Origin of the sequence: Bradyrhizobium sp. U87765 SZCCT0048 (assembly GCF_018131225.1) — a bacterium.
Classification (GTDB): domain Bacteria; phylum Pseudomonadota; class Alphaproteobacteria; order Rhizobiales; family Xanthobacteraceae; genus Bradyrhizobium_A.
This window is the reverse complement of record NZ_JAFCMM010000001.1, coordinates 2,009,225-2,029,059: the sequence shown is the minus strand read 5'-3', so window position 1 is coordinate 2,029,059 and position 19,835 is coordinate 2,009,225. Positions and strand designations below refer to the sequence as shown.

Annotated in this window: 17 protein-coding genes; 14 read left to right on the top strand and 3 right to left on the bottom strand. The window is 65.3% G+C overall.

Annotated features, from left to right (window positions below):
- Positions 1 to 56 precede the first annotated feature (56 nt).
- Positions 57 to 392, top strand: a complete 336-nt coding sequence (locus tag JQ639_RS08895) for a hypothetical protein (RefSeq protein WP_211965758.1) — start codon at positions 57 to 59, stop codon at positions 390 to 392.
- A 71-nt stretch (positions 393 to 463) separates the two neighbouring features.
- Positions 464 to 613 carry a hypothetical protein gene (locus JQ639_RS08890; protein ID WP_211965757.1) on the top strand — a complete coding sequence of 50 codons (150 nt, stop codon included), beginning with the start codon at positions 464 to 466 and terminating at the stop codon, positions 611 to 613.
- A 50-nt stretch (positions 614 to 663) separates the two neighbouring features.
- Here the strand turns inward: JQ639_RS08890 and JQ639_RS08885 are convergent, their stop codons facing one another.
- Both JQ639_RS08885 and JQ639_RS08880 read right to left on the bottom strand, forming a co-directional pair.
- Positions 664 to 3,507, bottom strand: coding sequence for an outer membrane protein (locus tag JQ639_RS08885; RefSeq protein WP_211965756.1), 2,844 nt, complete (start codon positions 3,505 to 3,507; stop codon positions 664 to 666).
- Between the two features lie 287 nt (positions 3,508 to 3,794).
- Positions 3,795 to 6,032 carry a sensor histidine kinase gene (locus tag JQ639_RS08880; RefSeq protein WP_249123023.1) on the bottom strand — a complete coding sequence of 746 codons (2,238 nt, stop codon included), beginning with the start codon at positions 6,030 to 6,032 and terminating at the stop codon, positions 3,795 to 3,797.
- Here JQ639_RS08880 and JQ639_RS35805 point away from each other — a divergent pair.
- The 12 genes from JQ639_RS35805 (at position 5,949) to JQ639_RS08820 (ending at position 18,903) form a co-directional block, all read left to right on the top strand.
- Positions 5,949 to 6,731, top strand: a complete 783-nt coding sequence (locus JQ639_RS35805) for a response regulator transcription factor (protein WP_211965754.1) — start codon at positions 5,949 to 5,951, stop codon at positions 6,729 to 6,731. The genes JQ639_RS08880 and JQ639_RS35805 overlap by 84 nt on opposite strands.
- Before the next feature lie 392 nt (positions 6,732 to 7,123).
- Positions 7,124 to 9,088 carry a CTQ-dependent glycine oxidase GoxA gene (goxA, locus tag JQ639_RS08870; protein WP_211965753.1) on the top strand — a complete coding sequence of 655 codons (1,965 nt, stop codon included), beginning with the start codon at positions 7,124 to 7,126 and terminating at the stop codon, positions 9,086 to 9,088.
- Positions 9,088 to 10,176 (top strand): FAD-dependent monooxygenase, encoded by a 1,089-nt coding sequence (locus JQ639_RS08865; protein ID WP_349644620.1) that lies wholly within the window; start codon positions 9,088 to 9,090, stop codon positions 10,174 to 10,176. The genes goxA and JQ639_RS08865 overlap by 1 nt, the downstream gene beginning before the upstream one ends.
- Positions 10,177 to 10,273: 97 nt before the next feature.
- Complete coding sequence (locus JQ639_RS08860) at positions 10,274 to 10,741, top strand: RidA family protein (RefSeq protein ID WP_211965752.1); 468 nt, start codon at positions 10,274 to 10,276, stop codon at positions 10,739 to 10,741.
- A 602-nt stretch (positions 10,742 to 11,343) separates the two neighbouring features.
- Positions 11,344 to 12,897, top strand: a complete 1,554-nt coding sequence (locus JQ639_RS08855; protein WP_211965751.1) for an ABC transporter substrate-binding protein — start codon at positions 11,344 to 11,346, stop codon at positions 12,895 to 12,897.
- Positions 12,898 to 12,965: 68 nt separating this feature from the next.
- Positions 12,966 to 13,955, top strand: a complete 990-nt coding sequence (locus JQ639_RS08850) for an ABC transporter permease (protein ID WP_211965750.1) — start codon at positions 12,966 to 12,968, stop codon at positions 13,953 to 13,955.
- An 8-nt stretch (positions 13,956 to 13,963) separates the two neighbouring features.
- The gene (locus JQ639_RS08845; protein WP_211965749.1) at positions 13,964 to 14,869 is read left to right on the top strand and encodes an ABC transporter permease; all 906 of its coding nucleotides are present in this window, start codon (positions 13,964 to 13,966) and stop codon (positions 14,867 to 14,869) included.
- The gene (locus JQ639_RS08840; protein ID WP_211965748.1) at positions 14,869 to 16,737 is read left to right on the top strand and encodes a dipeptide ABC transporter ATP-binding protein; all 1,869 of its coding nucleotides are present in this window, start codon (positions 14,869 to 14,871) and stop codon (positions 16,735 to 16,737) included. Before JQ639_RS08845 ends, JQ639_RS08840 begins: the two co-directional genes overlap by 1 nt.
- Before the next feature lie 24 nt (positions 16,738 to 16,761).
- Positions 16,762 to 17,583 carry an SDR family NAD(P)-dependent oxidoreductase gene (locus tag JQ639_RS08835; protein WP_249123021.1) on the top strand — a complete coding sequence of 274 codons (822 nt, stop codon included), beginning with the start codon at positions 16,762 to 16,764 and terminating at the stop codon, positions 17,581 to 17,583.
- Positions 17,584 to 17,632: 49 nt separating this feature from the next.
- Positions 17,633 to 18,244 (top strand): cupin domain-containing protein, encoded by a 612-nt coding sequence (locus JQ639_RS08830; RefSeq protein WP_211965747.1) that lies wholly within the window; start codon positions 17,633 to 17,635, stop codon positions 18,242 to 18,244.
- 117 nt (positions 18,245 to 18,361) lie between these two features.
- Complete coding sequence (locus tag JQ639_RS08825; protein WP_211965746.1) at positions 18,362 to 18,538, top strand: hypothetical protein; 177 nt, start codon at positions 18,362 to 18,364, stop codon at positions 18,536 to 18,538.
- 98 nt (positions 18,539 to 18,636) lie between these two features.
- Entirely contained in the window at positions 18,637 to 18,903 is a 267-nt protein-coding gene (locus JQ639_RS08820; protein ID WP_211965745.1) for a hypothetical protein, read from the top strand.
- 119 nt (positions 18,904 to 19,022) lie between these two features.
- Here JQ639_RS08820 and JQ639_RS08815 read toward each other — a convergent pair whose 3' ends face one another.
- Positions 19,023 to 19,787: a FadR/GntR family transcriptional regulator gene (locus JQ639_RS08815; protein ID WP_349644621.1), complete on the bottom strand. Its 765-nt coding sequence runs from the start codon at positions 19,785 to 19,787 to the stop codon at positions 19,023 to 19,025.
- Positions 19,788 to 19,835: the final 48 nt, after the last annotated feature.

Genomic DNA, 19,835 nt, shown 5'->3' with positions numbered 1-19,835 from the left:
GCGGAACAGGAACGTCCGGCGGTGGTTTGTCCTGCATCCCTGATGGAGGATGCGCGATGGCCGATCGCAAGACAGAGGCTGATATCGATCATGGCGGATGGCGCGAGGCTGCGGTGCAGGACCGCCCGCAGGAGGAGCACGCAATGGCAGAAGGCCCGGGACAGACGCCGCCGCTGATCGAACGGGTGCTGGATGGCGTCACCGATGTTCAGTTCGCAACCGCACAGGCGACCGAGCAGCTCGCCGAGGCGGGGCAGCGACTGGTGCATGCCCTGCATGTGGTGCGGCGTCAGCCGGTCGCGAATTCGCTTGCCGCGATGATCCGCGCCAACCCGTTTGTGGCGACGGGCGCGGCTTTCCTGCTCGGTGTGTGGGCGGCGCGCCGGCGATAGCCGTGTCGCCGCGTTCGGTACCCGCGCGCGCGAGGGGCGCGGCGGGACGTCAACTTGATGCGAGGCGTGACATGATCCGCAAGCTCGGAAGTGGTGAATACAGGCTCTACTCCCGCAAGGTCGATCCGAAGACCGGCAAGCGCCGCAATCTCGGCACGTTCAAGTCGCGGGCTGCCGCCGTGAAGCACGAGCGCGATATTCAGTATTTCAAGCGCCACTGACCGGGGCGGGAGGCCGGGCGCGGCGCCCGGCCTCGTGTCGATCGGTCGGCTCAGTGGCCGAAGCGGTAGTTGACGCCGAGCGTCAGCAGATGCCGACTGGTCTTGACCGGCTCGGACGAGACGGCGCTCATGAGTTCCGGTGCGACGAAGTCGATGGAGCGGGTGCCAAAGTCGAGATACTTGTATTCGGCGTTCACCGACCAGTTCGACGTCAACGCATGTTCGATGCCGGCGCCGGCGATCCATCCAGGGGTGGTCGCGCTGCGTGTCGTCAACGTGCCTTCCGGCACGCCGCCGAAATTCAGCGCGTAGGTCTCGCGCGCCAGCACGCCGCCCGCCTTGACGTAGAACAGGTTCTGGCCCGTGGCGTAGCCGAGGCGTCCTGTCAGCATCGCCAGATTGCGCGTCGCGTTCTCGCAGTTGACTCCGGCGAATGGCAGCGGGTTGCCGCCGAAGCAGGTTTCCGTGCCCTCGAGCTGACTGAGCGATCCGGCGATCTCGACGCCGGCCACGATCTGGCCGACCTGATAATTGACGCCGACCTGAACGCCGCCCAGTGCGCCGCCGACGTTCACACGGTCGCCGGTCGGAGGCGGCGGAAACGGATCGGACCAGTTGCTGCGGCCGAAGCCGGCGCCGATGTGGCCGCCGATATAGGGACCGGTCCAGTTGGTCGCCGGAGCTTCCGTACCTGCAGCATCACGCCGAACCGCAGACCCGCCGAACCGGTAGGACGCCTGCAGGAAGCCGCCGTAGCGCTCGCTGGTGTATTTGAGCGGTGAAATCTCGGCGAAGCCAGGGAAGCGCGTGTCCGCTTCCGTGGTGGTGAACATCCAGTAGCGGCCGCCGATGCCGACGTTGAAGTGATCGGTGACGGCGTAGGAGAGGATGGCCTCGAGTTGCGTGCCCCAGCCGTGTCCCGGCGCCGGCGCCGGATTGATGTCGGGCCGGAACCAGTGGTTGTCGACCGTGGCGTGATCGACGTAGGGTAGATAGGCGGCGTCGATCTCGAGCTTCAGGCGATCGGACAGGCCGATCTGGGCGTTGAGGCCGACGGCGACGCCGCGCCATTGCTCGGTTTCGGAGAGGCCCACCACCTCGTTCGAGGCCGGGGTGCCGCAGGCGTCCGGAGACTGGCCGATCTGCGTGCAGCCGAAGCCTCGGGCGCGCTGATAGAGGTAGCGATAGCCGGCGTAGGCGCCGAGCCATCCTGAACTGCCGTTCACGACCGTCGTACCGATGTCGAGGCTGGCGTAGCGCAGACTGCTGTCGCGAACATCATGCACCGTGTTTGAATAGCGATCGTTCTCGGGCGTGAAGTCCTCGTCGTTGAGCTTGCCGTTGACGAGCGAGCCCAGTCCGAAATTGCCTTTCACGAACAGACCGCTGCGGTGATCGAGCCGCACGAAGCTCTCGGCCGCATGGCCGTCCATGCCGCTGTAGACGAGACGGGAATTCAGCCGTCCGACCCCCGTCGCATCCGAGAGATCCTTCTGCATCCGGCCGTTGCTGTACCAGTAGCGGGTACCGACCTCGATGGTCCAGTCGCCAGGCCGCCGCGCGGACTTGAAGGCGAGGTTGTCGTTGAACGCTGTCGACCGTGGCGAGGCGCCGAGGTGGTAGTTGAGGCCCATCCTGACGAGATGGGCACGCTGGGCAGCGCCGACGCTCGAGGCGTTGCCGAACTGGTCGGTCAGGTCGACGGTTTTCGTTCCGAAGTCGAGATAGTTGTATTCGAGCTTGCCGGACCAGGCAGGAGAGAACGCGTACTCGACGCCGGATCCCAACACGTAGCCCCAGCGCAGGGATGATCCCGTGAACGAATTGGGCAGATCGTTGCGTGCAGCCTGCAGCCGCTCGCTCGCCCAGGCCGCGCCGGCCTTGCCATAGATGAGGAAATTGTCGTGAGCCCAGCCGAGACGGCCGGCGAACGTGCCCAGCGCGTCGATATGACTGTGGCAGGCGAAGTTGCCGGTCACGCCGTTCACCTCGCCGGTGGCGCACTTGGCGAAGCCGTCAAGGTTCGACCAGCTCGCATCGATCTCGCCGCCGAACACCGCGGCGCCGATCTGGCGATTGAAGCCGATCTGTGCGCCCGCGATCATGCCGTCCATCGTGCCCGTTCCCGGGAATCCGAAGCTGGACGCCGCGGCAAGACTTCCGGTCGCGGATGTCCATTCGGTGGTTCCCCAGGTGCCTCCGGTGTGCACACCGACATAGGCCCCGTTCCAGATCTGCGCCGGAAGTCCAGCCGATGTCACGGAGCGGGTCAGTGGAGCGCCGGTGAGCTTGGTATTGAGGCCGAGCTTGATCAGGTGGACCGACTGGTCGAGCTCCACGTTCGCCCGGGCGCCACCCGCGTTGACGACATCGAGCCAGCCGTTGCCGAAGCCCAGGTAGTTGTATTCGATCTTGGCCGAGACCGCCGACGACAGCGCGTATTCGACGCCGGCGCCGAGCGCCACTCCGGTGCGGACGTGACGGCTCTGCCAGGGATCGGACCATAGCGTCCCGGGATTGGGCGTCATGGTCAGCTTTTCGTATGCAAGGCCGCCACCAGCCTTGCCATAGACGAGGAAATCGCCGAACGCGTAGCCGAGTCGGGCGGTCAGTGCGGCGAGCGCCTCGACCTTCGTGTTGCACGCGAAGTGCGCCCTGGCGCACTGTGCGCCGCCGTCGATATCGGCGAAGCTGCCTTCGCCCTCGATGCCGAGCACCAGATCTCCGATCTGGTGATTGTAGCCGGCCTGGGCGCCGCGGACGATGCCGCCGCCGGTGAAGGACCCCGAGAACGGCTCGAGCACCGGCGGAAGATCCGCGGCATCTTTCCACGTGCTTTCGGAGACGGCGTTACCGATATGAGCGCCGACATAGAAGCCGGTCCAGCTCGGCAATCCGCTGGCGTCGGCCTGCGCCGGCCCGATCAGTGCCTGACCAACGAGTAGAAAGCATGCGGAAGCGCCGCATGTCGAAGAGAGTTTGACCAAGGCGCCCCCGCCGGATGAATCAGTGTCGTGTCCGGGCAGGATAGGGCGAGTCGTTCAGGCGTCTCCAGACATCAAATGTAACGAATGCGACGCGATGTAACGCAATGTAATGGAAAGAGTGACCCTGCCGCATCAGCGGCGCGAGATCTTGCGGCGGAACGTTCCGTTACCGCGCGCAAGCGCTGTTTCCGCGGTCATGCCGGCGCTGTCTCCAGCGTGATTCGTACGCTGGTTCCCTCGTTCTCGATGCTGTCGATCGCAATGCGCCCGTTGTGTGCCCGGACGATCTTGTCGACGAGGAACAGCCCGAGGCCGGATCCCTCGACACTCTCCGCGTTCGAGCCGCGCGTCGTGTTGGCGAAGACCCCGGCGAGATCGTCGGCGGGGATGCCGATGCCGCGATCGGTGACGTCGATGATGAGGTCCGTCCCCTGGATCGCGAGGGAAAGGCCGACCGGGGTGTTGCCCTTCAGCGCGGTGTATTTGACCGCGTTCTCCAGCAGATTGACGATCGCCAGTTCCAGCATCCCGGCGTCCGCCATGATGGAGGCGGCCGCGGCGTCCGGCTGCATCGACAGGTGGATCTCCGGGCCGTTGAGAAGGTCGCGCGCCCGCTGAAAGGCGGAGGTGATGATCGGTCCCGCGCTGGCGCGCACGATCTGCGGCCGGAACGATGGTCCCTGCAGGCGGCTGCGGGCCTGATTGATTTCCAGCATCTCGACGAGACGTGCGATGGCACGCCGGATGCGGTCGATGCGGTTGCGGTTCGGCACGTCGTCGGGCGCGAGCGCGAGGCCGATGCTGTCGATGCTGGAGCGGATGGCGGCAAGGGGCGTGCGGTACTGGTGCGAGATCACCTCGAGAAAGCGGACCTGTAGAAGTTGCGACGCCTTCTCCGCGCGCAGGGCGTCTTCGGCGACTTGCCGCGCCGCGATGAGTTCGCGCGTCTGTTCGGCGACACGGCGGTGAGCGACCTGCTCGGCGGCCTGGGCCGTCTCCAGCGCATCTTCGCGCATGCGGCTGTTGAGGACCTCGGCGGTGCGCAGCCGGATGGCGAGCGCGCCGGTCAGCAGGATGGTGAGCACGAGGCCGGCGATGCCATAGCCGTGGACGGTCCAGTCGGGCATCAGGAAAATGCCGAGGCGCTGCGTCATCGACAGCGAGGCGCCGATGCACAGCGCCGTGAAGGCTGCTGCGCGCAGGCGGCTGGCCGCGCCTTCGTCGTTCATCTGCCGCAAGCCTTGCACCATGTTGATCAACGCCATCAGGATGCTGAAAATCGTCCCGACAGGACCGAAGAAGGTGTTCTCGCCGCGGAACGCGAACACGATGCCGATGAGGCCCATCACGGTCGCCAGCTGGTAGATACGGTGCAGCAGCGGGGCCTTGTGACGAAGATCGAGAATGCTGGAATAGGCCAGTGCACTCGCGACGAGCCCGGCCCACGCATTGAACCCGATGAAAATGTCGTTGGCTGCGCCGTTGCCCGGAAACAGGTAGACGTGGCTGTAGCCGAGGTTGCCCATGTAGATCAGGATGATGCCGAGCGTGCTGAATGCCAGCAGCGGATACTGTGCCTTGCGGTCGAAATAGAAGAAGACGAGCTGGGTGATGCAAAGCGCGCCCATGCCGCCGAACCAGATGCCGAAGATGCTGGCGATCGCTGCGGCATGGCGGCCGCGCTCCTCGACCGAGCCGAGCTGCAGGTTGAGGTGCGTCGACGAGTTGGTGTTGAAGATCCGGATGTAGACCTCGGTCGGCACGCCCGGCCTGAACTCGAGGCGCACGGCGTTGTCGAGCCCGGACAGTCCATCGCGCGGAAGCGGGCGATGATCCCCCATTTCGTGGCGGACGAAATTTCCCGCGTCCGGCATCGCGCCGGGGGCGGCGGTGTAGACGTCGATCTCGTCGAGGAAGTTCGGGGTCAGTGACAGGATCGCCTGCGGCGCCGCGCCTCCCTTGGGCGTCAGCCTGACCCAGACTGCCGAGCCGAGATAGCCGAAATTGATATCGGCGCCGCGAACCGGATGAAACTGGAGCTGCCGTGCGGGATCGAGGATCTCTTGCAATGTGAGGGTGGAGGTCGGATCGGCGAGAATCGAGACCTGGCCAGCCAGTTCCGGCAACCGGGTGGGCTGACGTTCTGCTGCGGCGACGAGCGAAACTTGGAAGGCGACGAGAATCAGCAGCGCCAGCGCCGCGACGATTCGGCGGCCGTGCGCCTGCGGCAAATCGGCCGAGGTCTCGCGGGCAGATGGCTCTTGCGTCCCCGTGCTGATCGGGTCACTCACTGAGATCGGGATTCGCACGCGGAACGAGACTTTGCGGATCCCGGATTGGCGCCGCTCATGACTGCTTCTCCTGTTTCCCAGCCTGCACCCGATGATGGCGCTGCCGGCGGTGTGAAGATCATCCTGGTCGAGGACGATCATGACTTGCGGCAGAGCATGGCGGAGTATCTGCGTCTGCGGAACTTCCACGTCACCGACGTCGCGTCCGGCATCGCGTTTTACAAGGCCCTGCCGCGGGAGCGCTACGACATCGCGGTGCTGGACGTCAATCTGCCCGACATCAGTGGTTTCGAGCTCGCGCGCGACATCGCGTCCCGGCGGGATGATGTGGGGCAGGGCATGGGCATCATCATGCTCACGGCTCGCACGGCGCGCGACGATCGTGTCCGTGGTTACAAGGACGGTGCCGATCTTTATCTGACCAAGCCGGTCGACGGCGAGGAACTGGCGCTGGCGATCCTCAATCTCGGTCGCCGTGTTCGGAGCGCCGCGGCGCCGGCCGATTCGGGGCCCTCTGGACCTGTCGCGACGACCGAGGACGTGCCGTGGCGGCTCGACCGTCAGGGCCAGATGCTCCATGCTGCGCCGGGCGTCTCGATCCGCCTGTCGGCGCGGGAGGTCGTGCTGCTGGAGTATCTCGCGGAACGGCCAGGCGTGACGGTGTCGCGCGACGGGATCTCCAGTCTGTTCAGCCAGGTCGAGCAGGATCCGGAGAGCCGGCGCCTCGATGCCGCGCTCGCACGCCTGCGCGCCAAGCTCAAGACGGCAGGGCTCGAACTGCCATTGCAGGTCGTGCACGGCGCGGGCCTGCGTCTGGTTCGGACGATCGACGTCGTCTGACACCACATTGGCGCGCCTCCTTTTGTGGGCGTGTGGTTACCGATTTCATTCCGGACGAAATGCCGCACGGCGATCGCACCCGATGCGTCGCAATGTAACGCGATGTAACGCAATCTACCGATCGGTGACGCGATGGCGCCTGATCGTGCTCTCTCGCGCGCATCCGGCGCGCATTCCGTCCGCTGGACTGGCGTGCGGCAGAGCCCGCGGCGCCTGCGCGTCCGCATCCGGCAACACGCTATTAAATAATTCTGCTTAGTCGGCCTGTAGTGCCGGATCGATCGCAGCATGCGCGATCCATGCGCCAGCGCGTCGTCGTTTGCATGTTCGCCCTGCTGATGACCGATGCGGCCGGAGGAAGTCTCAGGGATCGAAGTGAAGGGATTGTGGAAATGAAGCGGCGCGATTTTCTGATCGGTGCATCTGCTTTCGGTCTGGCGGGGCCTGCTCTTTTCAAGGCGGCCGTATCGCCGGTGGAAGCGCAGCAGCCGGCGCCGGCTGGCGCGCGCATCGTGCGCGCGGCGATCTTCCCGGCGATCGGCTTCTCGCGCGTCGGCAATGGTGATGAATGGTTTCTCGCGCCCGAGGTGCCGGGCCTGATGACCGAACCGAAGGGCGGTTTCAAGCAGGGGCCTGATCGGCTCAAGAAGCAGGTCCAGCGCTTCCGCATCTATGGCTATGACGATCAGGGCCGCGTGGTGCGTGAGCTCGGCGCGGCCGACGGCGTGCGCTGGACCGTGCATGTCGCCAATACCAAGGCCGCCTGGTATGGCTACTCCAACGCGATGGATGGTGGTGATCGCGCGCCCGGTATCCCCGGCGCGCAGCGCAACGCTTTCATCGAGCCGGCGCGCCGCGAGGCGATGCTGGCGATCGATGCCGGTGCGGTCCGCATCGAGGGCGCGTCGAAGAACGCCGATGGCCGCGATGCGGCGCATCAGATGGCCGGACGGTTCTGGGGCAGGATGCCGGTCAAGCTCGGCCATCTGCGCACCGACGAGGCCGCGCGGCTGCTGGTCTTCCCGGCGGACGGCGTCGCCAACAGCGCGCTGCCGCAGAACCCGGTGCGCGATTTCACCAACAACGATGGCTGGCACGACGACTGGTGCGACGGCTGGGTCAAGGCCACCGCGCGGGTCGGCGACGCCGATCTCGAATGCGAGCCGGCCTGGGTGGTGTGCTGCGGCCCGAAATTCGCACCGCAGATCGAACCGATCGTGACGCTGTACGATGCGGCGCGGGAAGCCATGATTGCGTCCGGCCACATCCAGGCGGTCGCCGGCAAGGTCTCGTTCCGCCGTGACGTACTCCCGATCCTCCGGCGCTCGGGCATGATGCAGTGGGTCGCGCAGGCCTCGTATCTCAGCAAGGCGTGGGGCGATCTCGACGATCTGTCGGATCCGGCGGTCATCAGGTCGCTCGCCGATCCCGCGCCGACGGCGCGTGCGGCGCGCGACAAGGTGCTGGCGGCGTTCCGCAAGCCCGGCGGCGAGGACGTCCGTTCGGCCGCGCTGCCGCCGATGCTCGGCGACGGCATCAACTTCCCGGGCAGCCCGACCGGCTGGCTGACGCTGACGGCCACGCAGTACGCAATCCTCGACAGCTGGGCGCGGGGCGACTTCGTCAACGACCTTGACGATGCGGCGGCGGATGCCGTCAGTCAGATCGACGATCTGCCGCTGTCGATGCGGCCGGAAGCCCTGACCCGCGCGGCGCTCGATGCCTGCTCGGGCGGTGCGTTCCATCCGGGCGTTGAAATCACCTGGCCGATCCGCCACGCCGAGCTCTACCGTTCGAGCAAGGACACGCCGCTGCCGTTCCGCATCGCGATCTCCCGGCGGCCGGGCCTGATCCAGGACGTCGGGCTGCAGCTCAATCCGCAGAACGTGTTCGCCGGCAATCCGCAGCGTCCGCAGGACGGAGCGCCGGTCGGCCCGCAGGCGCCGGGCGACCTCACGCGCTGGATGGGCGTTCCCTGGCAGGGCGACGCATTCAGCTGTCAATCGGTGCTGACCGGCGATGGCTTCCCGACGCCGGTGTGGTGGCCGGCGCTGCTGCCCGTCGACGTGCTGCCGGAAGGCTTCTACAAGCAGATGATGCGGACCGATCTTCCGCTCGAGGAGCGGCTGCGTTTCTACCACGCGCGTGTCGCGTGGTCGCGTGGTGCTGCCGGCATCGGCCTGCATGTCGAAGCCAGCTACACCGACGGTTTGCGTCGCATGATCGACCTGTGGTCGAAGATGGGCGTCGTCGTGCGTCGCAGCGGTCCGAAGGACATCGCCGGCGTCCCCGCTGAAGTCTTCGTCGAGGTGCAGCGCGGCACGACCGACTTCGCCGCAAACAAAGAACCAATCTAGTGGCGGCGCGGCAGGCCGTCATTCTCGGTGCGGGCATGGCCGGCATGGCCTCTGCACGCGCCTTGCAGCGCAAGGGATTTCGTCCGCTGCTGGTCGCCCCGCAGCCTGACGTCGCCAGTCGGGGCGAAACGCTGTCGGCGCGGGCATTCCCGTCGCTGGAGGCGCTGGGATGGCTGGACCTGCTGGGCGACGACACCGCGCTCGCAAGCCGCGGACGTTTCTCCGTCTGGGGCAGCACGGCGCTGCGCCGCGGCGCCGCGGCTTCGGAGGAGGTCGGGGGATGGCATGTCGACCGTGCGCGGCTCGAGGCGCGGATGGCGACGGCGCTCGCGGCTGATGGCGTCGACCGCATCGCGGCCGAGGCGCGGCAGCTGATGCGTTCGGCGGACGAGGTCACGATCGGGCTGTCGGACGGATCGTCGGTCACGGCGGAGTTCGTCGTTGACTGCACCGGCCGTGCGGCCATCAGCTGTGGTCCTGACACGTTGCACCGGCTGGACAGGCTCGTGGCCTGCTACAGCATTCATCCGCTCGATGACGATGTCGAGGCCGTTGCTGCGACCCTGGTCGAGGCCGTGCCGTTCGGTTGGTGGTACATGTCCATGATGCCGGGCAGCCGGGTCCTCGTGGGCCTGTTCACGGACTCCGATCTTCTGCCGTCCGGTTTGCGCAAGGATGCTCCGGTGTGGGCCGGGCTGGCATCGCAGACTAGCGTGATCGCCGCCCGGCTGGAAAGTCTGGGCATTGATCTGGCGACCTCGGCGGAGCTGCAGTTCGCATCGGCGGCGACGGTGACGGCGGCGACGCTGGTCGAAGGCCGCATCGTCCGCGCCGGTGATGCCGCCAGCGCGATGGATCCGCTGGGCGCCAATGGAATGGCGACCGCGCTGTGGAGCGGCCTGCGCGCGGCGGAGAGTATCGCCGGGCTGGTCGGCGGCGACGCGTCGATTGCGGTGCGCTACGAGCAGCAATTCCTGCAGGGCATCGCGTCCCATCTCGCCACCCAGGCCGGACTCTATGCGTCCGAGCACCGCTTTGCCGACGCGCCGTTCTGGCAGCGTCGTCGCGATCCGTGGAGCGCCCGCTGATCGATCGCGCGCGTCTCTCGCGCCGCTCGCCGCGCGAGCGGGCCGGAAAAAATCTTTCACCCCTGACAGAGTTTCTGTCCTGACCCGGAGGTTATCCATGATCGTCCATTCGAAACTGCTCGCGGGCCTCGTTGCCTGCGCGCTGCTGTCGAGCCACGCCTTTGCCGGCGACGTCAAGATCATTCCGCCAGTGGCGGGCGGCGTGCAGCCGAGCGGATCCTGGAGCGTCGGCGCGCGCGCCGGCGAGTTCATTTTTGTCGGCGGCATGCGCGGCGTCGACCCCGTGACCAACAAGCTGGTCGAGGGGGAGGAGGCGCGCGTGCGCCAGATGTTCCTCAACATGAAGCAGGTCGCCGCCGCCGAAGGCGCCACTTTGCAGGATGCCGTGCGGCTGACGATCTATGTCTCCGACGTGGTTCGCCTGCGTCCGGTGGTGAACAAGGTGCAGGAAGAGCTGTGGGGCAAGGGGCCGTATCCGCCGCGCACCGTGCTCGAGGTGCGCAAGCTCGATCAGGACGACATCGCGGAGGTCGATGGCACGTTCTACGCGCCGGTCAGAAAGTAACGCGTCTCATGTCGTTGCGAAGGCCCGGTCCACCGACCGGGCCTTCTTTTCTTGAGCGCAAGCTTTTTCGAAAGTGCGGGCGCTTAGCGTCAACATTGTGCACGATCAGCATCATCGCGAGTCCGCCGATAGATCTATCGTTACGGTGTCGTGCCAGGTCGCAGCGACCGATGCGGCATTTCAACGCGCTGCCGCGCACGCGCGATGCGCGCGCACGTCGCAAGAGCGCCAGTCATCCATGATAGCGTCTCGAATTGCGGGGGCCTGATGTGTCGCCTGCGTGTGTGTCGTGCGTCGCAGTGTGCGCGATGACGCGCTGCTGCTGGCGTCACGTAGCGCGAGCGAATGCTGGAGCATTCATCGGCATTGCCGCGGGTCGTCGTGACCGGTGGCTCATATGGAGAGCCGGAAATATATCGATATCCTCATTCAAGTGACTTGAATAAGGTTGTGGTTGGATTTAATCCTGTCGGCGGAGATTGACGGGCCGATCAAGAAGCCCGCTTTCCTCAAGGGGCGCATTTTTCATTATCCGCGGCTGCGTTCGATCGCTGGCTGGTGCCCCTTTGCATGACCTGTTCAGCAACGGAGGAAACCTACCCATGACGATAAGCAGGCGCGAACTCCTCAAGACGACCGCTTTGGGCGCTGCAGCATTGTCGCTGCCGGCTGTCGCTGGAAATGCCGCGGCGGCGAGCGGACCTCTGATCTTTGCCGCGGCGGGGACCGTGACAAGCAGCTGGGATCCGACCTCGCACACCGTGGCGCCGCAGATCACCGCGGAAGGCTTTCTCTTTGGCCATCTGACGAAGTGCCCGATGAGCGAAGCCAATCCGAGCGAGATCCTGCCTGATCTCGCGACCGAATGGTCGATCGTCGACGAGCACACGCTGGAGTACAAGCTGCGCCGCGGCGTGACGTTTCATGACGGCAAGCCGTTCACGGCCGAAGACGTCAAGGCGACCTACGAATATGCCTCCAACCCCGACAGGCCGGCGTCCGCCTGGTATCCGGGGCGTGTCGATGTCGAGATCGTCGACGACCATACGGTGCGGCTCAACACCAGCAAGTACGGCTATCCCGCGCTCAACTTCTGGTACGTATCCAGCTTCCTTCCCATCATGTCGGCGGCCGATATCCGCAATCCCCAGACACTGAAGCAACGGCCGAACGGAACCGGGCCGTTCAAGTATGTCGAGACCGTCGGCGACCAGATCAAGTTCGCGGCGTTCGACAAGTTTCACGAAGGCAAGCCGTCCATCGAGCAACTTGTCTGGGCGTATGTCCCCGATGCCAACACCCGCGTGCTGGGCCTGCTGAACGGGCAATATCACCTGACGGAACGTCTCGAGCCCGAGCAGTATCTCTCGCTCAAGAAGGAGGCGAAGCTCAAGACGGACCGCTCGCTGTCCAGCGAGAACAAGTATCTGCATTTCCGCTGCAACAAGCCGCCTTTCAACGATTCCAGGGTGCGGCTCGCCGTTTGTCATGCCATCGACCGGACGCAGGTGCTGGCCGTGGTCGGCGAAGCCGGGCAGGCATCCAATTGCCATGTCTCGCCGGTCAAGTTCGGCTTCACCGAGGTCAAGGGATATCCCGACTACAATCCGGAGAAGGCTCAGGCCCTGCTGGCCGAGGCGGGATTTCCGAAGGGGCGCGGATTGCCCGAAATCGAGTACATCACCTCGGTCGGCTTCTACCCGAAGACGCGCGAGTACGGTGAACTCATTACGGCGATGCTTCAGGAGCAGGGTTTTCCGGTCAAGCTCACGACGCTGGAGCCCGCGGCCTGGGAGGAACAGCTCTATCGCCGTGCCGACGGCCAGGGGCCGGGACACATCATCGACGTCGGCTGGATCACGGGCTCGCCGGAGCCGGACCTCGTGCTGCGCCCGAACTACCTCTCCAAGTTCGCCCTGATCAACGGCATCAGCGATCCCGCGATCGACGTCTCGCTGGAAAAGGAGCGCAACGCCACCTCCACCGAGGCGCGTCTCAAGATCCTTCGCGAGGAGACCCTGCCTCTCATCGCGGCGAAGGCGCCGAGCATTTCGCTGTTTTCCTCGGTGTTCCTGCGAGCGATGAGCGGAAAGCTCAGCGGCGTCAAGTTCTATCCGAACGGCCCGATCGACCTGTCGAAGGCGACGCTCTCCTGAGATTGCCCGGCGGGCGATGCGGCATGGGCCGCATCGCCCGTGTCCGCTCCTCACAGGTGAGATGACCGATGGCCTTTGCTCTGGAGTTTTTCCTGCGGCGCATCAGTCAGGGTGTGCTGATCATCCTGCTCGTTGCGTTTGTCATCTTCACGCTCCTGCGCGTCGCGCCGGGAGATCCGATCCGCATCATCCTCGGGCCGATGGCGACGCCGTCGGCAATGGAGGAAGCCGCACAGCGTCTCGGCTTGCGCGACCCCATCCCGCTGCAGTTCGCGCGCTATCTTGGCGATCTCGCCAGGGGCGATTTCGGCACCTCATTCATTCGCGGCAAGCAGGGCGGTGCGACCGGAGGATCGCAGGATGCCGGCGGCTCCGCGCCTGCGGAGCGCGCGTCGGTCATCGCACTGATCGGCCGGGCGCTGCCCTACACGCTGCTGCTTGCGGCGAGCGGATTCCTGCTGGCCTGCGCCCTGTCGATCCCGCTCGGCATTCTGGCCGGCGTCAGCAATGGCGGCTGGTCGCAGAAGCTCGCGCTCTATCTGTCATCGTTCCTGGTGTCGTTGCCGAACATCTGGGTCGGGATCGTGCTGATCTATCTTCTGTCGGCCAAGACCGGATGGCTGCCGGCCATCGGCTATCGCCATGTCGGCTACGTGCTCATTCCGGCCATGGTCTTGGCGATCGAACTGGCGCCGGTGATGATCCGCTCGATCTCCGTGGCGGTCGCCTCGAACATCCGCGAACCGTTCTACGACATCGGCCAGGTTCGCGGACTGACCGCAAGAACGATGCTGTTCCGCCACGTCCTGCGCAACGCCGCGGTGCCGCTGCTCAACAGCTTCGGCGCCCAGATGATTGGCATGCTGCTCGGCGGCCTGTTCGTGGTGGAGTACATCTTCAGCTTTCCCGGCGTTGGCCTGCTGACGATCAACGCGGTGTTTCAGCGCGATTTTCCCGTGATCCAGACGGTCGCGATCTTCGCGAGCGCCGTTCTTGTCGTCATCAATATCGCCGTCGATTTCGCCTCGACCACGATCGACAGGCGTTTGAAGTTCTGAGTTTGGCCATGACCGTTTCCCCATCCGCCATCACCGCGCCCGCCCGGAGCCTTAGCGTCAATGCGCGCATCCTGCGCACCGCATGGCGTTCGCCGGACATGAAGATCGCGAGCCTTCTGTTCGTTCTGTTGCTCGTCCTGACTGTCGCCGGACCGTTCCTCATCGATGCATCCGCCACGAAGATCACCGTGCAGGACAAGTTTCTTCCGCCCTTTTTCATGGACGGCGGACGCCTGCCGCATCTTCTGGGCACCGACCAGCTTGGTCGTGACCTGCTGCTGCGCTCTCTGATCGGCCTGCGCAACGCGTTCCTGATCGGAACCGCCAGTGTCGTCCTGATGTTCGTTCTGGGGTGCGCCATCGGAATCTTCTCGGGCTACCGCGGAGGATGGACGGATGTCGTCCTGATGCGGGTGACGGACGTCCAGATGTCCATTCCCGTGATCATCCTCGCGATCACCATCCTGGGCATGTCCAGGCCGAACGCCTTCACCATCATCGCCGTTCTCGTCCTCGCAGGCTGGCCGACCTATGCGCGTGTCGCGCGCAGTGTGACCCTTGCCGAACGGCAAAAGGAATATGTGCGCGCCGCCCGGATCATCGGTGCCTCGGATGTCCGCATCATGTTGCGGCACATCGCGCCGTCGATCCTGCCCTCGATCGCGTTTGTCGCGGTGCTCGACGTCGCCCGCATGATGATTTTCGAGGCGATCTTCGGCTTCATCGGCATCGGCATCCAGCCGCCGACCCCGACCTTCGGGACCATCATTTCGGGCGGCACGCAATACCTGCTTAACGCCTGGTGGATCACCATCGTGCCCGGCTGTCTTCTGGCGCTGTCGCTGGGCAGCCTCAACCTGATCGGCGGTGTGCTCGAGCGCAGCCGGAACCTCGTCCTGCAGGGAGCGGCCTGATGGCGGAGCCCCTTCTGAAGGTCGAGAACCTCAGTATCGCCATCGGGGCGAACGCCCCGCGTAAGCTGCTGTCGGACGTCAGTTTTACGGTGCAGCCGCGGGCCGTTCTCGGCGTGATCGGGGAGAGCGGATCGGGGAAGACCCTGCTGGCGCAGGTGCTGGTCAATTGGCTGCCGCCGCCGCTGCGGATCGCTTCCGGCAAGGTCATCTATCGCGGCTCCGATCTCCTCGGCATGTCCGGCGCTGCGATGGCGGCCTTGCGAGGCCGCGAAATCGCCTACATCGGCTCAAATCCCACCACGGCGCTTGATCCGACGATGCCGGTCGGCCACCAGATCGAGGAAAAGCTCAGGAAGATCGAACCCGGTCTGTCCGGCAGGGATGCGCGCCACCGTGTGATCGAACTCCTGGATGCGGTTCGCATCCCCTCGGCCGGGGCGCGCTTCGACGAGTATCCGTTTCAGTTCTCCGGTGGCATGATGCAGCGCGCGATGATTGTCGATGCGCTGATCTCGCGGCCGAAACTGCTTGTCGCAGACAACATCACGCAGCCGCTGGACGTCACGGTCGCGGCGCAAATTCTGCGGTTGCTGCGCGAGCTGCAGCGCGACTTCGAGACCTCCATCGTCTTCGTATCCTCGTCGCTGGGAACGATCACGGATATCGCCGACGAGGTCGTGGTCCTGCATCAGGGCAGGGTGGTCGCGACACAGGACAAGGCGGCGCTGCAGGCGCAGCCGTCTCACGCCTATACCCGCGAGCTGCTCGCGAAGGTGCCGCGCCTCTGGAGCGGCGTCGGTGAGGTCCCCCGGCCGAGCGCCGAGCCCGTCGTGCTGAAAGTGGTCGATGTCGCCAAGTTGTACGAGGTCAAGGATCGGGCGTCGCTGTTCGGCAAGAAGCAGGTGCAAGCCGTGCGCGGCGTGTCGTTCGAGGTGCGTCGCGGCGAGAGCCTGGGTCTGATCGGCGAATCCGGCTGTGGAAAGTCGACGCTGTCGCGCCTGCTGTCGTCGCTGGAAAAGCCGGATACCGGCGCGATCGAGGTGGACGGCGGCGATGTTGCGGTGCTGCGTGGCGAGGCGCTGCTGGCGATGCGCCGCAAGTTTCAGCTGCTGCTGCAGGATCCCTACAACGCCATCCCGTCGCATGCATCGATCGGGGCCACGATCGAGGAGCCGCTGCGCATCCATCGTCTTGCTTCGGGCCGCCGGTTGAGAGAGCGGGTCTGCGAGGTGATGACGGAGGTCGGCCTTTCGCTCGACCTCTATGACAGCTTGCCCGTAGGGCTGAGCGCCGGGCAGCGTCAGCGTGTCAACATCGCGCGCGCGATGGTGCTGGAGCCGAAGCTGCTGATCCTCGACGAGACGCTGTCCGCTCTCGATCAGGTCGAGCAGGCCAGGCTTCTCGACCTGTTCGATGGCCTCCAGCGCAGGCACGGCATCACCTATCTCTATATCTCCCATGATCTCGCGATGGTCCGTCGCGCCTGCGCGCGTATCGCGGTGATGTATCTCGGCCGGATCGTGGAGATCGGCGACAACGCGACGATCTTCGACAACCCGTCTCACCCCTACACACGGACCTTGCTGAGCTCCGTCAGCACCGTGGAGGCAAAGCCGTTCCTGCCCCAGACCTATCTGCTCGAGGGCGAGCCCCCGGACCCGATCCACATCCCGCGGGGCTGCTCGTTCCAGAGCCGTTGTCCGTTCGTCTTCGACGCCTGCCGAAGCCGGGAGCCCGCGCTTCTGGCCGGTGGCGCCGGGCATGCCACTGCCTGTCATCTGGAGCCGCGGCAGCTGCCGGCAGCATCGTTCGGGATGTCCGGACAATCCGCGCGACGTGCGGTCGATGAGCACGGCGTCAATGGATGATCTGCCGGGGCCGACCATCGGGCGATGGGCACGAAATCCGCTTTCGAGTGCCGAAGAGGCAGAGACCTCGTACCAGGAGAACGCATCATGAGACTTGCCGGAAAGAGAGCCTTGATGATCGGAGCGGCGACAGGCATCGGCCAGGCCGCGGCGCTGGCCTTTGCTGCCAATGGTGCAGGGATAGTCGTCGCCGACATCAACCTGCCCGCAGCGGATGGGACGGTCGCGGCAGCTGCGGGAGACGCGGGCCATGCCTCGGCCCTGGCTTGTGACGTTCGCGACGAACACAGTGTTCGGGATGCCGTCGCCACGGCCGAGGCGCGCATGGGTGGGCTCGATACGCTCGTCGTCTTTGCCGGCCTGCAGCGGCTGGGGCACGCCGAGGGCTTCGCCGCGGCGGACTGGGATGCCGTCTTCGATGTCAATGCGCGTGGCACGTTCTTCGCCGCGAAATATGCCGCGCCGGCGCTGCGCCGGGCCGGCGGCGGAAGCATCATCACAACATCGTCGCTGGCTGGACTTCGCGGCGCTCCGGGAATGACCGGCTATGCCGCGGCCAAGGGAGCGGTCATCGCTTTCACGGTGGCGCTGGCGCAGGAGCTCGCTCCCGACAACATCCGCGTCAACTCTGTGCTGCCGGGGTGGATCGACACGCCCTTCAACAATCCGGCGATCGCCCTGATGGGCGGTGTGGAGGCACATGGCGAGGTGGTCAGGCGGATCGTGCCTCTCGGGCGCCAGGGAACACCGGACGAGGTTGCCCCCATTTACGTATTTCTGGCATCCGAGGAATCCCGCTATATCACGGCCAAGCAGATGATGGTCGATGGCGGCATGGCGCACTAGGACCATCGATAACGACGACCGAGCCGGTCGCGTCCGACAAGGGTCTGGGATGACGAGGAAGAAAAGCCAAGAGCCGCAACGGGATGGCCTGACCAATACCAAGAAGAGCCTCGGTTTGCGGCTGCGCCTTGCGCGGCAGATGAAGGGTTTGACGCTGAAGGAGCTCGCTGTCCGCGGGGGATGCTCGGAAAGTTTGCTCTCCAAGGTTGAGAACGGAAAGGTTCTGCCCTCCCTTCCGATGATTCACCGCGTCGTCCAGGTGCTGGAAACCAACATCAGCTGGCTGTTCGACGAGCCGTCCGACGACGAAGCTGTGATCTTCCGCAAGGGCGCGCGGCCGTTCATCACCCTGGACAAGCGCAAGCGGGCGTCGCGCGGCGTGATGCTCGAGCGCATCATCCCCTACAAGGAAGGCCATCTTCTCCAGTGCAATATCCATCATCTGGAAGTCGGCGGATTGAGCGGGGAGACGATCACGCATGAAGGCGAGGAAGTCGGCTATGTTCTCGCCGGGGTCGTCGAACTGACCCTGAATGGTGACAGGCACCGGCTCGAGACCGGTGATGGCTTCTGCTTCCGTTCGAACATTCCGCATTCCTACCGAAACCTCGGCGACGCCGCGGCCAGCATTCTCTGGGTCTGCACACCGCCGACATTTTAAGATGGACAGCCCCGTTACGCTGGCTGACGATAAACAGTCATCGAATCGGATGCATCGTGAGGCCGTATGCGCACATGATGCCGGGCGGCCGGGATTGCGGCTGCCGCGAAGAGCGCGATGAACCGCTCGCTGAAGATCGCGATGGGAAGTCTGGCGGTTAGTGCCGCGGTGCTGGTGATCAAATACGCTGCCTACCTGGTCACGGGCAGCATCGCGCTCCATTCCGATGCTCTGGAAGGCATCATCAATGCCCGGCGCCAGCCGCGGGTGGACTTGGCCCCGAGTCGCGCATGAGTCAACAACGCCCCGTTAAATTTACCTGAAGCATCGCCTCCGCGACTCGGACTATAGCTCCACGTGCAGAAGCGAATGCAACGGGATCGAGCCGCATCATGCACAATGCTTTCGACGTGTTTGTGGATGGCAGTGCGTCCATCAAGCATGTGATTGCGCAGATGGCCGTCGGGGGCGTGATGCTTGCAGCGACGTTGTTGCTGCTGTCGCGTATCATGGCGTGCTTGTCGATCGGTGCTCCGCCGGCAATGCGCACCTCTGAGACGGTGGTGAAGGCCGTTGCCTCGGCGCGGGCTATCGTCGTGGAGTGTGAGGCAGGTCGAGCAACTGCGCGTCGACATGCGGCTGGGGCCTGCCGCAGCTGATCGAAGCGATGATCGCTGAAGGGGGCACCGGCGCTGCAGCTCCCGGTGAAGCGCATCCGTAGCAAGCCGCCCGCGCGAGCGCTGGTGGCTCTCCTGTCAACCGCCGCGCGGCTCGACCATCACTTCGCCAGCAGGTGCTTGCGCTCGATGCGGCTGAGCGAGGTTTCGAGCCGCTCGCTGTCGCGCCGGATCTCTTCCACCGTCTCGAAGACGAAGCGGACATGCTCGGTCGCACGCGCCTCGGCATCGGAGGCACGGCCGTCGACGACGGCATCGGCCAGTGCGATATGCTGCTCCAGCAGCCGCTCGCGCACGCCCTCGCGCAGGTAGAGCTGGCTGCGGCTGTAGAAGATGTTGCTGCGCAGCAGGTCAGCGAGGGCGCGCATGACATGGAGCAGCACCACGTTGTGGCTGGCCTCATAGATCAGCAGGTGAAGCTCGACGTCGGCTTCGCCCTCCTGGGTCGGATCCTCGAGGCCGTGGGCGCGCTTCATGCGGCCGATGCATTCGCGGATCGCCGCGCGGTCGATGTCAGTGGCACGCTCGGCGGCGAGCCGTGCGGCGTGGGCCTCCTGGATGCGGCGGAATTCGAAGTAGTCGGCGGTGACGCGCGGCTTGTCCTCGAGCAGGGTGGCGAGCGGCTGCAGCAGCGGCGACAGGAATTGTGCGACACGGGTGCCCGAGCGGTCGCTGACGAGCAGCCCGCGCTCGACGAGGAGGCCGAGGGCGTCGCGCAGGGAAGGCCGCGAGATCTGCAGCTTTTCGGCGAGATCGCGCTCGGGCGCGAGTCGTTCGTCCGGCCGCAACGTGCCCTCGAGGATGAGCTTCTCGATATGGTCGGCGATCGCTTGCGCGACCTTGGGTGTCCGTACGGTGTTGATCACGCTCGTCGTCGTCTCCTGAAGAAGCTGTCCCTGCCAGTGGCCGCCGGC